Here is a 14,517-nt window from a genome sequence, read left to right on the forward strand (position 1 = left end):
CAGTCTCCACCGCCGGCGGTGCACGCGGTGTCGTCGCGGTCCGGGACTTTAGACCCGGGGGGCGTCCCGGACCCCTCGGCTACCATGCGGGGCTCATTCGACGCAGGACATTCCATGCCGATCGTCCGGACACCACTCCATCCCGCGCGCCGCGCTTTGTGCTCGCTCGCCCTGGGCCTGTCGCTCGCGGGCGCGCTGCTGGCGCCGCCGCTGCTGGCCGCGGATGCGCCGGCGGTCGACATCGCCCACGACAGCTTCACCCTGCCCAACGGCCTGCGCGTGGTGGTGCACACCGACCGCAAGGCGCCGATCGTGGCGGTGAACATCTGGTACCACGTCGGCAGCAAGGACGAGCCGGCCGGCCGCAGCGGCTTCGCGCACCTGTTCGAGCACCTGATGTTCCAGCGCAGCGAGCACCACGACGGCGAGTTCTTCGATCCGTTCCGCGCCGTGGGCGCGACCGACCAGAACGGCACCACCAACACCGACCGCACCAACTACTTCCAGAACGTGCCCACCACCGCGCTGGACATGGCGCTGTGGATGGAATCCGACCGCATGGGCCACCTGCTCGGCGCGATCGACCAGGCCGCGCTGGACGAGCAGCGCGGCGTGGTCCAGAACGAGAAGCGCCAGCGCGAGAACCAGCCCTACGGCCAGGTCTGGGAAAAGCTCACCCGCGCGCTGTACCCGGCCTCGCATCCCTACGGGCACAGCGTCATCGGCTCGATGAACGATCTCGAGGCCGCTTCGCTGGACGACGTCAGGCAGTGGTTCCACGCCTGGTACGGACCAAACAACGCGGTGCTGGTGCTCGCCGGCGACATCGACGTGGCCACCGCGAAGGAGAAGGTGGCGAAATACTTCGGCCACATTCCCGCCGGGCCGACCATGGCCCAGCCGCGCACGGACGTGGGCAAGCGCGCGGCGACCACCCGCGAGGTGATGCAGGACAAGGTGCCGCAGCCGCGCATCTACCGGGTCTGGAACGTGCCCGAGGCCGGCAGTGCCGAACTCGACCACCTGCAGATGCTCGGCTACGTGCTGGGCGGGGCGAAATCCTCGCGCCTGGACGCGCGCCTGGTGCACGGCGAGAAGCTGGTGGACAACATCAGCACCATGGCCGGCGCGTCGCAGCTGGGTTCGAACTTCTATCTGGTGGCCACGGTGAAGGACGGCGTCGACCCGGAGCGGGTGGAGGCGATCATCGACGAGGAAATCGCGCGCCTGGTCGCCGAGGGCCCCACCGCGGACGAGCTCGAACGCGCCCGCACCATGATCCGCGCCGGCTTCATCCGCGGCATCGAGCGCATCGGCGGCTTCGGCGGCAAGGCCGACGTGCTGGCCGAGTGCGCCGTGTACGCCGGCGACCCGGGCTGCTTCCGCGAACAGCTGGCCAACGTCGAATCCGCCACCGCGCGCGACCTGACGCAGGCCGGCGCGCGCTGGCTGGGCGACGGCAGCCACACGATCGTGGTCGAACCGGGCGCGCGCACGCCGCTGGCCGAGGACCCGGCGGCGGTGCCGGAACCGTTCGAGCTGCCCGATCCGGATCCGAAGTACACCACCACGCCGGCCGCGGTCGACCGCAGCCTCGGCGTGCCGCGCACCACCGAATTCCCCGAGCTGAAGTTCCCCGCCCTGCAGCGCGCCACCCTGCGCAACGGCAGCACGGTGATCCTGGCCGAGCGCCACGAAATTCCGGTGGTGCAGCTGAGCTACGAGTTCCACGGCGGCCACAGCAGCGACCCCGAGGGCAGCGCCGGCACCGCCGATTTCGCGCTGGACCTGCTGGACGAAGGCGCGGCCGGCATCGGCGCGCTGGAATTCGCCAATCGCGCCGAGGCGCTTGGCGCCAGCCTGGGCGCGGGCGCGGCGCAGGACGGCGGCAACGCCTACCTGTCGGCGCTGAAGGAGCACCTGGATCCGTCGCTGGCGCTGTTCGCCAACATGCTGCGGCGGCCCAACTACGACCCGGCGGAGATCGAGCGCATCCGTGCGACCTGGATCGCCGGCATCCGCCAGCAGAAGGCGCAGCCGGCCGGCATGGCGATGCGCGTGCTGCCGGCGCTCCTGTACGGGGAGACGCACCCCTACGGCCCGCCGGGCAGCGGCACCGAGGCCTCGATCGCGGCGCTCGACCGGGACGACCTGCTGGCCTTCCACCGCCGCTGGGTGCGGCCGGAGAACGCGACCGTGATCGTGGTCGGCGACACCACGCTGGAGGAGATCGTGCCCGCGCTCGACCGCCACTTCGGCGACTGGAGCGGCGAGGGCGAAGCCCCGGCCGCGGTCGCCGTGCCGCAGGTCCCGCTGCCGGAGACGCCGCGCGTGTTCCTGATCGACCAGCCGGGGGCGGTGCAGGCCAACATCTTCGTCGCCCAGGTGGCGCCGCCGACCACCGACCCGGGCGCGATCGCCCTGGAGATGGCCAACGGCGTGGTCGGCGGCGACTTCACCGCGCGCCTGAACATGAACCTGCGCGAGGACAAGCACTGGTCCTACGGCGCCCGCAGCTCGCTCGGCGGCGCGCTCGGCCAGCGGCAGTGGACGGTGTCGGCGCCGGTGCAGATCGACAAGACCGGCGAGTCGATCGCCGAGATCCAGCGCGAACTGGCCGAGTTCGCCAGCGGCGAGCGGCCGCCGACGCAGGCCGAGGTCGAGCGGGTCAAGGCGATCCAGACCCTGAGCCTGCCCGGCGCCTACGAGACGGCCTGGTCGGTGATGGGCACGATCGGCGGCATCGTCCGCTTCGGACGGCCGGACGACTACGTGTTCCAGCGCAAGGCCAGGGTCGAGGCGATGACCCCGGCGCAGGTGGCCGAGGCGGCCCGCACCCTGCGCCCCGGCGCGCTGACCTGGGTGGTCGTCGGCGACCTCGAACAGACCGAGGCCCCGGTACGGGCGCTGGGCCTGGGCGAGGTGCAGGTGATCGACGCCGACGGCCAGCCCGTGTCCCGCTAGCGCGGGACGCACAGGCCCCGTGGACGATGCGCGCGCGTCCCGCGCACGCCGCCGGCAGGCTGAACGCTGCCGGTATCCACCGGGCCTCGGCCGGCCCCGCGCGCCGCGGATGCCCCCCACAATGCCGAGCGCCGCGTTCCGCTCCCTTCCAGAGGATTTCCCGATGCGCACACTGCTGATCGTTCCCCTGCTCGCGGCCCTGTCGGCCTGCACCTGGGTGCACATGGCCCCCGGGGCGAATGCGGTGCGCGTGGCCGCCACGCCGCCCGCCGGCTGCCAGAAGCAGGGCGAGGTGGAGGTCTCGGTGAAGCACTCGATCGCCTTCATCGAGCGCAATCCGATCAAGGTCCGCGACGAGCTCGAGACCCTGGCCCGCAACGAGGCCCCCGGCCTGCAGGCCGACACCATCTCGCCCCTGGCCGAGCCGGCCGGCGGCAGCCAGCGCTTCGCCGCCTGGCGCTGCGGCGGCTGAGGCGCGTCCAGCCCGCGCGCGGCCCGCGGTTCAGGTCCGCATGCGGCCCGGTCCCGGAGGCGGTACCCTATACGGCTCCGTATCCGATACCGGCGCCACGCCCATGCTCTTCCAACATGTCGCCATCGCGGGCCTGGCCCATATCGACGCCCCGCGCCGGCTGTCCTCGGCGGAGATCAACGCCCGCCTGAAGCCGACCCTGGACCGGCTCGGGATCAAGACCGACGTGCTCGGCGACATCGCCGGCATCCACTCGCGCTACCTGTGGGAAGAAGGCGTGCAGGCGTCCGAGGTGGCGACGCTCGCCGGCGTCAAGGCGCTGGCCGATGCCGGCATCGACCCGGACAAGGTCGGCCTGCTGGTCAACACCTCGGTCAGCCGCGACTACCTCGAGCCGTCCACGGCCAGCATCGTGTCCGGCAACCTCGGCCTGCCCGACACCTGCCAGAACTTCGACGTCGCCAACGCCTGCCTGGCCTTCATCAACGGCATGGATATCGCCAGCCGCATGATCGAGCGCGGCGAGATCGACTACGCCCTGATCGTCGACGGCGAGACCGCCGACCTGGCCTACGAGAAGACCCTCGAGCGCCTGACCAGCGCCGATGCCACCGAGGAGCAGTTCCGCAACGAACTGGCCACGCTCACCCTGGGCTCCGGGGCCGCGGCCATGGTGCTGGCGCGGGCCGAACTCGCGCCCGGCGCGCCGCGCTACCGCGGCGGCGTCACCCGCGCCGCCACCGAGTGGAACAAGCTGTGCCGCGGCAACCTCGACGGCATGGTCACCGATACCCGGATGCTGCTGATCGAGGGCATCAAGCTCTCGCAGAAGACCTTCGGCGCGGCCAAGCAGGCGCTGGGCTGGGTGGTGGAAGAGCTCGACCAGTTCGTGATCCACCAGGTCAGCAAGGTGCACACCGCCGCCTTCACCAAGGCCATCGGCATCGATCCGAAGAAGGTCATGACCATCTTCGGCGAGCACGGCAACATCGGCCCGGCTTCGGTGCCGATCGTGCTCAGCAAGCTGCGCGAGATGGGGCGGCTGAAGAAGGGCGATCGCGTCGCCCTGCTGGGGATCGGCTCCGGCCTGAACTGCTCGATGGCCGAGGTGGTCTGGTAGCCACGCCGCGCCGCTGATGCATCGCAAGGGCCGGCCTGTCCGGCCCTTGTCGTGTGTGGGGCGGCGTCAATGCGCCCCGCAGCACTTCTTGTGCTTCTTGCCGCTGCCGCAGGGGCAGGGGTCGTTGCGGCCGGGGCCGGCGTCGCGCTGGATCGGGGTGCGCGGGGTCAGGGCGTCGACGCGGTGGTGGTTGAGGTCGGACAGCATGCCCGGCACGCCGGCCACGATCGCCAGGCGCTCCCGGTAGTCCACGGGCGTCGCCGGCGCGGTGGGGTCGTCGGGATTGACGGCCTCGCCGCTGGCGAGCCGGTCGAGCTGGTCGAACAGTTCGTCCATCCAGTCGTTCTCGTCCAGCCAGCGGTCCCACTCGGTCTCGCGCAGCGCCACGCCCTCGAAAAAACCAAGCGCCCAGTCGCGACCGACGTCCAGTTCCTCCTCGTGCAGCGCGTCCTCGCCGGTGAGCTCGGGATCCTCGGGCAGCCACATCAGCGGCGCCAGGTGGTCGGGCAGGCTGTCCTCGTCGTGGCGCACGCGCGCGGTGCACATGTTCCAGTGCGCCTCCAGCAGCTGCTGGACCTGCGTGGCCTCGTCCTGGCTGTCCCATCGCGGCGGCTTGCCGCCCCAGACCACCGGTTCCCACTCGGCCTGCGCGACCGCCGAGGGCGAGACCACCAGCGCCGACAGGAACCCGTCCAGCGCCTCGAGGTTGAAGCCCTTGAACGGCACCGCGCGCTGTTCGAGCAGGTCGGACAGGCGTTCGATCTGGTCGTCGTCGAGGTAGGGCGGAGCGGGGCTGGGTGCGGACATGGCGGAGGGCGGTGGCGGACAGGCGTGCATGGTAGACCCTGGCGACCGCGGAGCTCAGCACCACCCGTCAATGCGGGCGGGCCAGGCAGGCTGTCCGTGTGGCGGGAAGGCGCCCCGATACCGTAGCGGCCCCCGAGTGCCCGCGCTTCCCGAATCCCGGCGCCTCCCGCAGGGCGCGTGCTAAGTTCGCCTCCGCCAGTCCCACTGCACAAGGATGCCTGCAATGCCCGAACGTCTTCCGCCACACCTGCAGCTCGCGCTGGCCGCGACGCCCGTGTTCAGCAATGACGGCCGCCTGGACCTGGCCGAGCTCGAATCGCTGCTGGCCAAGGCACTGTCCGACCACCGGCTCGACGAGGACGAGAAGCGGGTGCTGGCCAACGTACTCGACCGCGCCGAGGCCGACGGCGTGGACAGCGAAGTGGCCATCAGGATTGCCGAGATCCGCCGCGAGCATCTCGGGGCCTGACCTGCGCCGCCCGATGGCGGCAATTCGGGCGTCACGCAAGGCGGGCCGCGGCGGCCGACTGGTGGACGGGCGGCGTCGCTGACCTTGCCTCGCCCAATGCAGGCCCGACGAGGATCACCCCCGGCGCACCGCCCGCCAGGCCCGCGGCGTCGGCGGAAAGGGCCTGCAGGGTGGTGAGCAGCCGTTGCTCGCCGGGTTGGCTCGCCGCGAGGACGACGGCCGCCGGCGTGACCGCCGGCAGGTGGCGCAGCAGCGATCGCGCCATCCGGTCGACCCGCTGCATGCCCATGTAGATCGCGAGCGTGGTGCCGGTGGCGCACAGCGCGGCCCAGTCGGGCTCGCCGTGGTCGGCGGTGTGGGCGGTGACGCAGGTCAGCCCGTGGCAGTGGTCGCGGTGGGTGAGCGAGACGCCGAGGGCGGCGGCGGCGGCGAAGGCGGCGCTGACGCCGTTGACGATCGTCACCGGCACGCCGGCGGCGCGCAGGAAGGCGATCTCCTCGCCGGCGCGTCCGAACAGCAGCGCGTCGCCGCCCTTCACCCGCACCACGCGCAGGCCCTGCAGCGCGTAGCGGCGCATCAGCCGGCAGATGAAGGCCTGCGGCGTGGAGCGGCAGCCGCCGCGCTTGCCCACGCGTACCACGCGCGCGTTCGGCGCCAGTTCGACGATGCCCGGATCCACCAGTTCGTCGAGCAGCAATACTTCCGCCGCACCCAGGGCGCGCACCGCCTTGAGGGTGAGCAGTTCGAGGTCGCCCGGCCCGGCGGAGAGCAGCACGACGTCGGCCGGAATGCGTCGCGAGGCGAACGGATCATTGCTGGCGGGCGTGGTCATCGAAGCCTCCGGGTGGATGGGACGTCACGCGTGGGTGGATTCGCGCGCCAGGCGTGCGAGTTGCGGCAGGCACGATCCGCAGACCGTGCCGCAGCCGAGCTGCGTCTTGAGCGCAGGCACGTCGGCGCCGCCGTGCACGGCGGCGCGGATCGCCGATTCGGTGACCTGGCGGCACACGCAGACCACCGGATCGCGCGCGAGGACCGCGGATGCCGAGAATGCGGCCAGCCGCGGGCCCTGCCACGGGCCGCCGGCGAGCGCGGCGCGCAGCAGTGCATCGCCGCCGGGCTGCGTGTCGGCCCAGAGCAGCCCGTCGATGAAGTCCGCGGCGTGCGCACTGCGCCAGGCCACGCGCTTGAGCAGGCCGCGGCGCGCGTCGCGATACTCGAGGATGTCGGGGCCGGGAGCGAGCGCGAGCGCCGATTCCAGGGTCGACCGCCAAGCCGCGGGTGGCGGCGCGTCGGCGGCAGCGCGCAGCACCACCCAGGCCTGGCCGTCGGACGCGTCGGCGGCGCTGTCGGGCTGCAGCGACAGCGCGGCGTAGCCGCAGTCGCGCAGCAGCGGTTGGACGGCTGCGTGCAGCGCCAGCGCATCGCCGCGGCGCGCGGCCAGCAGGTGCCAGCCGAATTCGGCGCGCTCGACGCGCACCGCCGCGTGCTTGAGTTCGGGCTGGCGCGAGCGCGCGTCGACGGACGGCAGGCTGACCTCGTTGATGCCGCCGCTGGACAGGTGCTGCCCGCTCCAGTGCATCGCCGCGAACACGGTGCCCGAGCCGACCTCGTCGGACAGCTCCAGCGGCAGCACCAGCTCGCCGCGCTTGCTGGCGATGCGCACCAGCGTGCCGGCCGCGAGGCCGCGTCGCGCCGCGTCGTCCGGATGCATGCGAAGGCCGGGCTCCGGGCTGTGCGCGAACAGCTGCGGCACGCGGCCGGTGCGCGACATGCCGTGCCACTGGTCGCGCAGCCGTCCAGTGAGCAGGCGCAGCGGGAAGCGTGCCGAGGTCTGTTCGGCCACCGGCTTGTAGGGCGTGACGTGGAAGCGCGCGCGTGCGTCGGGCGTGGCGAACAGGCCGTCGGCGTAACGACGCGCCTCGCCGGTCGCATGCCCCGCACGGAACGGCCACTGCTGCGGACCGTCGCGTTCCAGCCGCGCGTAGTCGAGCCCACCGATGTCGAGGTCGCGGCCGACGGTCAGTGCGCGATGCTCGTCGAAGATCGGTTCCGGCGCGTCGGCCTCGAACAGCGGCGCCGCGCCGGGCGTGGCCAGGCGCGCCTCGATCCGGCGCGCGACCTCGCGCGCGATCCACCAGTCCGGCCTGGCCTGGCCGGGTGGCGCCACCGCGGCGCGCACGCGCGAGATGCGGCGCTCGGAGTTCGTCACCGTGCCATCCTTCTCGCCCCAGGTGGCGGCCGGCAGCAGCGCGTCGGCGAACGGCACGGTGTCGGTGCCGGCGAACGCCTCCTGCACGATCACGTACTCGGCGCGCTGCAGCGCCTCGCGCACGCGGCCGATGTCCGGCATCGAATGCGCCGGGTTGGTGCAGGCGATCCAGACCGCCTTGACCTTGCCGCCGTGCAGTGCCTCGAACAGGTCCACCGCCGCCAGGCCCGGCGTCGGCGACAGCGTGCCCGGGGCGAGGCGCCACAGTGTTTCGACCTCGGCACGATGCGCCGCATCGCCGATCTCGCGGTGCGCGGCCAGCATCGTCGCCATGCCGCCGACCTCGCGCCCGCCCATCGCATTCGGCTGGCCGGTGAGCGAGAACGGACCGGCGCCGGGGCGGCCGAGCTGGCGCGTGGCCAGGTGCAGGTGGATCAGCGCCAGGTTCTTGTCGGTCCCGTGCGCGGACTGGTTCAGGCCCATGCAGTACAGCGACAGCGCGGCCGGGCTGCGGCCGAACCATTCGGCGGCGGTGACCAGATCCTGCGCCGGCACGCCGCAGATCTCGGCCGACATGCGCGGCGTGTAGTCGCGCAGCAATGCCTTGAGTCCGGCGAAGCCGGTGGTGTGCGCGTCGATGAAGTCCTGGTCGAGCAGCCCTTCCCAGACCAAGTGGTGGAGCATGCCGTTGAGCAGCGCCACGTCGGTGCCGGGCTGGATCGCCAGGTGCAGGTCGGCCATGGCCGCGGTGTCGGTGCGGCGCGGGTCGACCACGATCCAGCGCACGCCGGGATCGCGAGCCTTCGCGTCCTCCAGCCGCCGGAACAGCACCGGGTGCGCGTATGCGGCATTGCTGCCGGCGAACAGCACCGTCTTCGCGTGGTCGAGATCGTCGTAGCAGGTCGGCGGGCCATCGGCGCCGAAGGCGAGCCTGTAGCCGGTCACCGCGCTGGACATGCACAGGCGCGAGTTGGTGTCGATGTTGTTGGTGCGCAGCAGGCCCTTGGCCAGCTTGTTGAAGACGTAGTAGTCCTCGGTGAGCAGCTGGCCGGAAAGGTAGAACGCGACCGCGTCCGGACCGTGTCGCTCGACGATGCGCGACAGGCGGTCGGCCACGGTGTCCAGCGCCAGGCCCCAGTCGACCGGGCGGCGCGGCTGGTCGCGGTGCGTGCGCAGCTCGGGCCGCAGCACGCGGCCGTGCAGGCTGCGTGCGCTGTCGGCCAGCGCCAGCCCCTTGCTGCACAGGCGGCCGGCGTTGGCGGGATGGTCCGGATCGCCCTCGACGGCGGTGATCGACTCGCGTCCCCGTGCGTCGCGTTCGCTGTGGATCACCACGCCGCAGCCGACGCCGCAGTAGCAGCAGGTCGACCGCGTGCTGCGGTGTTCGACCGGCATGCCCGTGGCGCCGGCGCCATCCATCAGGCGAGCGCCTCCGCGTCGGTCGCGGCGTCGGACGCCGCCATCGAGGACAGCGACAGCCACACCGTCCCGTCGCGGACCTGCACCGCGTAGCGCCGCGCGCAGCCCACGTCCGGCGCACAGGCCTGGCCGCTGTCGAGCGCGATGTTCCAGCCGTGCAGCGGGCAGGTCACGCTGTCGCCGCTGACGATGCCCTGCGACAGCGGCCCGCCCTTGTGCGGGCAGCGGTCGGCGAGCGCGAACACGCGATCGGCCGCGGGGCGGAACAGCGCGATGTCCTCGCCTTCGCCGCAGCGCAGGACGCGCGCGCCCAGCACCGGGATCTCGTCGAGCGCACACACGCGCACCCAGGCTTCGATGCCGGCCATGTTCAGTCCTCCAGCACGGCGGCGATGGGCCGCGCGAGTTTCAGCGGCGTGTATTCGCGCGGCGTGCTGCCGGCGATGCGTGCCGCCCAGGGATCGGGCAGGCCTTCGAGCGCGAACAGCAGACGCTCGAACAGCGCATGGCGGTTGGCCGCGTCCTCGACCACCTTCCGCTTCACGTAGTCCAGGCCGACGCGCTCGATGTAGTGCACGGTGCGGTCGAGGTAGTAGGCCTCCTCGCGGTAGAGCTGCAGGAACGCGCCGGTGTACTCCTTCACTTCCTCCGCGGTCTTCACCTTGCACAGGAAGCGCGCGACCTCGGTCCTGATCCCGCCGTTGCCGCCGACGTGGAGTTCCCAGCCCGAATCCACCGCGATGATGCCGATGTCCTTGATGCCTGATTCGGCGCAGTTGCGGGGGCAGCCCGACACCGCCAGCTTGACCTTGTGCGGGCTCCACATGTTGGCCAGCATCGTTTCCAGGTCGATGCCCATCTGGGTGCTGTTCTGGGTGCCGAAGCGGCAGAACTCGCTGCCCACGCAGGTCTTCACCGTGCGGATGGACTTGCCGTAGGCGTGGCCGGACTTCATGCCGAGGTCCTTCCACACGCCCACGAGGTCTTCCTTCTTCACCCCCAGCAGGTCGATGCGCTGGCCGCCGGTGACCTTGACCATCGGCACTGCGTACTTGTCGGCGACGTCGGCGATGCGGCGCAGTTCGGACGCGTTGGTCACGCCGCCCTTCATCTGCGGGATCACCGAGAAGGTGCCGTCCTTCTGGATGTTGGCGTGCGCGCGCTCGTTGATGAAGCGGCTCTGCGGATCGTCGACCGCCTCGCGCGGCCAGGTCGAGAGCATGTAGTAGTTGAGCGCCGGCCGGCAGGTGGCGCAGCCGTTGGGCGTGCGCCATTCCATGAAGGCGTAGGCCTGGGCGTGGCTGACCAGGTGGTGCTCGCGGATCGCCTGGCGCACCTCGCCATGGGTGCGGTCGGTGCAGCCGCACACCGCCTTGGTCTTGGGCGTCTCCTGGAAGTTCGAGCCCAGGCAGTTCATCAGGATCTGCTCGACCAGGCCGGTGCACGAGCCGCAGGAGCTCGCTGCCTTGGTGTGCTTTTTCACCTCGTCCACGGTGAACAGGCCTTGCTCGCGCACCGCCTTGACGATCGTGCCCTTGCATACGCCGTTGCAGCCGCAGACCTCGTCGGCATCGCCCATGCTCGCGGCGCGGTCCTGGCCGCCGGTGCCGCTGTCGCCCAGCGCGGTCTCGCCGAAGGCGAGCGTGTCGCGGCGCTCGCCGATGTTCACCGCATCCTTGATCTGCCGGAAGTACCAGGCGCCGTCGCCGGTGTCGCCGTACAGGCAGGCGCCCACCAGCCGGTCGTCCCGGATCACCAGCTTCTTGTACAGCCCGCCTGCCGGGTCGCTCAGCACGATTTCCTCGGTGCCTTCGCCACCCATGAACTCGCCGGCAGAGAACAGGTCGATGCCGGTCACCTTAAGCTTGGTCGACACCGCCGAGCCCTTGTAGATGCCGATGCCGAACGTGGCCAGGTGGTTCGCGCAGACCTTGGCCTGTTCGAACAGCGGCGCGACCAGGCCGTAGGCGATGCCGCGATGCGCGGCGCATTCGCCGACGGCGTACACGCGCGGGTCGAACGTCTGCAGCGAATCGTTGACCACGATCCCGCGGTTGCAGTGGATGCCCGCGGCCTGCGCGAGTGCGGTGTTGGGCCGGATGCCGGCGGCCATCACCACGAGGTCGGCGGGAATTTCGCTGCCGTCGGAGAAGCGCACGGCGGCGACTTCGCCGGCATCGTTGCCGAGCAGTTCGCTGGTCGAGGTGTCGAGCCGGAACTTCAGTCCGCGCTCGGACAGGGATTTCTCCAGCAGCGCGCCGGCCACCGGATCGAGCTGGCGTTCGAGCAGCCAGCCGGCCAGGTGCACCACGGTCACGTCCATGCCGCGCAGCATCAGCCCGTTCGCCGCTTCCAGGCCCAGCAGGCCGCCGCCGATCACCACCGCGTGCCGCTTCACCTTCGCGGTGTCGATCATGGTGCGGGTGTCGTGGATGTCGCGGTAGCCGATGACGCCTTTCAGGTCCTTCCCGGGGACGGGCAGGATGAAGGGCACCGAGCCGGTCGCCAGCAGCAGGCGGTCGTACTCCGCCGCGGTGCCGTCGGCGGCGATCACCCTGCGGTGCACGCGGTCGATGCGCGTGACCTCCTTGCCCAGGTGCAGGGCGATGCCGTGTTCGGCGTACCACGACAGCGGATTGAGCACGATCTCGTCGAAGTCCTGCTCGCCGGCCAGCACCGGCGAGAGCAGGATGCGGTTGTAGTTCGGGTGGGGCTCGGCGCCGAACACGGTGATCTCGTACATGCCCGGCACCAGCTTGAGCAGTTCCTCGAGCGTGCGGATGCCCGCCATGCCGTTGCCCACCACCACCAGTCGTGGCTGTTTCATCGCGTGGCCTCGTCGTGCGCGCCGTCGATGGCGCGGGTCATGAAGGTGCTGCAGGGATCGAGGCGGTAGTCGCCGAAGGGGCCGCAGGGTTCGAAGCCGAAGCGCGCGTAGAGCGCACGCGCCGGCGCGAACTCCGGCTGGGTGCCGGTTTCCAGGCTCAGGCGGCGATAGCCGCGCCGCGTGGCCTCGTCCATCACCTGCGTGAGCAGCGCAGCCGCCACGCCGCGCCGTCGCGCCGCCGGCGTCGTGCGCATCGACTTCACCTCGCCGTGACCCGCATCGAGTTCGCGCAGCGCGGCGCAACCGAGCAACGCATCGCCCTCCCACGCGCTCCAGAAGGTGATGTCCGGCGCGCGCAGGCGCGACAGGTCGAGCGCGTGCACGCTCTCGGGCGGCGAGATGCGGTGCATCTCGTCCAGGTGCGCCTGCAGCAGGGCGGCGATCTGCGGCCCGTCCAGTGGATCGACGGCAATGTGCAGCGGCATGCTCAGACCCTCGCCGCGCCGGCCGTGGCCCAGCGCAGGCGCCAGCGCTGCTTCACCCCGACCAGGCACAGCGACGCGCCCAGCGCGATCGCCGAGAACAGCCACAGACCGGGCGCATACGACCCCAGCTGCTGCTTGACCACGCCCAGCCCGGCTGCGAGCAGGAAGCCGCCGATGCCGCCGGCCATGCCGATCAGCCCGGTCATCAGCCCGATCTCGGCGCCGAAGCGCTGCGGCACCAGCTGGAACACCGCGCCGTTCCCCGCGCCCAGGCACAGCAGGGTCACGACGAACAGCGCCACCGTCGCCACCGCACCGCCGATGCCCAGCGCCGCGGCGGCCACCAGCGCCGTCACCGCCACGTACACCATCTGCAGCGTGCGGGTGCCGCCGATGCGATCGGCGATCACGCCGCCGATGGGCCGCATGATCGACCCGGCCAGCACGCAGGCCGCGGTCGCCCAGCCGGCGAGCTTCGGCTCGAACCCGAACTGGTCGTGGAAGTAGCCCGGCAGCGCGCTGGCGAAGCCGGCGAAGCCGCCGAAGGTGATGGCGTAGAACAGCATGAACCACCACGAGTCGCGGTTGCCGACCAGCACCGTGGCGTAGTCGCGCAGCTGCTTGCGCGCCACCGGCACCGGCGCGTCCTTCGCGCACAGCGCGAACACCACCAGCACCACCAGCAGCGGCAGGCAGGCCAGCCCGAACACGTCGCGGAACCCGAATGCCGCCGCCAGCGCGGGCGCGAACAGCGCCGCCAGCACGGTGCCCGAATTGCCCGCGCCGGCGATGCCCAGCGCGGTGCCCTGGTGCTCGGGCGGGTACCAGCGCGAGGCCAGCGGCAGCGCCACCGCGAACGAGGCCCCGGCCACGCCCAGCATCAGGCCCAGCAGCAGCACCTGGCCGAAGCTGTGCACGCCCAGCCGCCACGCCACCAGCAGGGCGCCGATCACCAGCGCCTGCGCCAGCAGGCCGGTGCGCCTGGCGCCGATGCGGTCGGCCAGCAGGCCCAGGAACAGCCGCAGCACCGCGCCGCACAGGATCGGCACCGCCACCATCAGCGCCCGCTGCTGGGTGTCGAGCGCCAGCGCTTCGGCGATCTGCACCTGCATCGGCCCGAGCAGGTACCAGACCATGAAGCTGAGGTCGAAGTAGAGGAAGGCGGCCAACAGCGTGGGCGTGTGCCCGGCCTGCCAGAAGGATCGGTTCATCGGCGCGCTCCGAGGAGGGGCCGCCGCCGGACGCCGGGGGCGCCACGACTTCGGCCGGTGGAAACGAAAAACGGCGTCCTCCGGTGGAAGCCGGAGAGACGCCGTTGTCGGCGACCCTGGGCCGCCGTTGGCCTCGGGTCGGAATCTGGTGGTACGGACGCGTCGTTGCGCCCGACGGATATTGCATCGCAACACGCGTGCCAACCGCGCGTGCCTGCGGGGCCAGGACACGCACCACGCGCCGGGCCATCGCGGCGCCGTCCGGAAGCCCCCGCGGATCAAAGGCTTGGGCGTCACATCGCCGCCACGCGAGCCCGCTCGAGGCGTGCGTAGCCGCCACCGCGCCGATCGCTGCTGAAACGCACTCCGGGTTCGCTTTCACCGAAATGGTGCAGCAGATGCACCTAAATAGTGATTTACGAGACTCGCTGGTTGTGCATCCACCGCGGGTAACGCCGGGCCGCCGCGCACTTTGGCTTACCGAGGACCGGGCCATTCCGAGCGCGCAGCCGGAGGGGTCCGGGCGGGGGT

The 14,517-nt window shown here is 71.6% G+C and carries 11 protein-coding genes; 4 read left to right on the plus strand and 7 right to left on the minus strand.

The window, feature by feature from the left end; genetic code table 11:
* Window positions 1–114 precede the first annotated feature (114 nt).
* The 3 genes from QFW80_RS12980 (at window position 115) to QFW80_RS12990 (ending at window position 4,556) form a co-directional block, all read left to right on the plus strand.
* Window positions 115–2,964, plus strand: coding sequence for a M16 family metallopeptidase (locus QFW80_RS12980; RefSeq protein ID WP_280602399.1), 2,850 nt, complete (start codon window positions 115–117; stop codon window positions 2,962–2,964).
* 163 nt (window positions 2,965–3,127) lie between these two features.
* Entirely contained in the window at window positions 3,128–3,436 is a 309-nt protein-coding gene (locus tag QFW80_RS12985; RefSeq protein ID WP_280602400.1) for a DUF4156 domain-containing protein, read from the plus strand.
* A 103-nt stretch (window positions 3,437–3,539) separates the two neighbouring features.
* The gene (locus tag QFW80_RS12990; protein ID WP_280602401.1) at window positions 3,540–4,556 is read left to right on the plus strand and encodes a 3-oxoacyl-ACP synthase III; all 1,017 of its coding nucleotides are present in this window, start codon (window positions 3,540–3,542) and stop codon (window positions 4,554–4,556) included.
* A gap of 66 nt (window positions 4,557–4,622) precedes the next feature.
* On the opposite strand, the gene QFW80_RS12995 is transcribed toward QFW80_RS12990, so the two are convergent.
* The gene (locus tag QFW80_RS12995) at window positions 4,623–5,363 is read right to left on the minus strand and encodes a UPF0149 family protein (protein WP_280602402.1); all 741 of its coding nucleotides are present in this window, start codon (window positions 5,361–5,363) and stop codon (window positions 4,623–4,625) included.
* A 223-nt stretch (window positions 5,364–5,586) separates the two neighbouring features.
* Here QFW80_RS12995 and QFW80_RS13000 point away from each other — a divergent pair, with 223 nt between their 5' ends.
* A complete protein-coding gene (locus QFW80_RS13000; RefSeq protein ID WP_280602403.1) occupies window positions 5,587–5,832 on the plus strand; it encodes a hypothetical protein in 246 nt (81 codons plus the stop codon).
* A 31-nt stretch (window positions 5,833–5,863) separates the two neighbouring features.
* Here QFW80_RS13000 and cobA read toward each other — a convergent pair whose 3' ends face one another.
* From cobA to QFW80_RS13030, 6 genes are read right to left on the minus strand one after another with little or no spacing between them, the layout of a single operon-like run.
* Entirely contained in the window at window positions 5,864–6,664 is an 801-nt protein-coding gene (gene cobA / locus QFW80_RS13005) for a uroporphyrinogen-III C-methyltransferase (protein ID WP_280602404.1), read from the minus strand.
* A 24-nt stretch (window positions 6,665–6,688) separates the two neighbouring features.
* Window positions 6,689–9,463, minus strand: coding sequence for a nitrate reductase (locus QFW80_RS13010; RefSeq protein ID WP_280602405.1), 2,775 nt, complete (start codon window positions 9,461–9,463; stop codon window positions 6,689–6,691).
* Window positions 9,463–9,831, minus strand: coding sequence for a nitrite reductase small subunit NirD (gene nirD / locus QFW80_RS13015; protein ID WP_425603579.1), 369 nt, complete (start codon window positions 9,829–9,831; stop codon window positions 9,463–9,465). Before nirD ends, QFW80_RS13010 begins: the two co-directional genes overlap by 1 nt.
* A 2-nt stretch (window positions 9,832–9,833) precedes the next feature.
* Window positions 9,834–12,290, minus strand: coding sequence for a nitrite reductase large subunit NirB (gene nirB, locus QFW80_RS13020; RefSeq protein ID WP_280602406.1), 2,457 nt, complete (start codon window positions 12,288–12,290; stop codon window positions 9,834–9,836).
* Complete coding sequence (locus QFW80_RS13025) at window positions 12,287–12,775, minus strand: GNAT family N-acetyltransferase (protein ID WP_280602407.1); 489 nt, start codon at window positions 12,773–12,775, stop codon at window positions 12,287–12,289. Before QFW80_RS13025 ends, nirB begins: the two co-directional genes overlap by 4 nt.
* A gap of 2 nt (window positions 12,776–12,777) precedes the next feature.
* Entirely contained in the window at window positions 12,778–13,947 is a 1,170-nt protein-coding gene (locus QFW80_RS13030) for an MFS transporter (RefSeq protein ID WP_280603058.1), read from the minus strand.
* Window positions 13,948–14,517: the final 570 nt, after the last annotated feature.

Source organism: Luteimonas rhizosphaericola (genome assembly GCF_029888045.1).
Classification (GTDB): Bacteria; Pseudomonadota; Gammaproteobacteria; order Xanthomonadales; family Xanthomonadaceae; genus Luteimonas; species Luteimonas rhizosphaericola.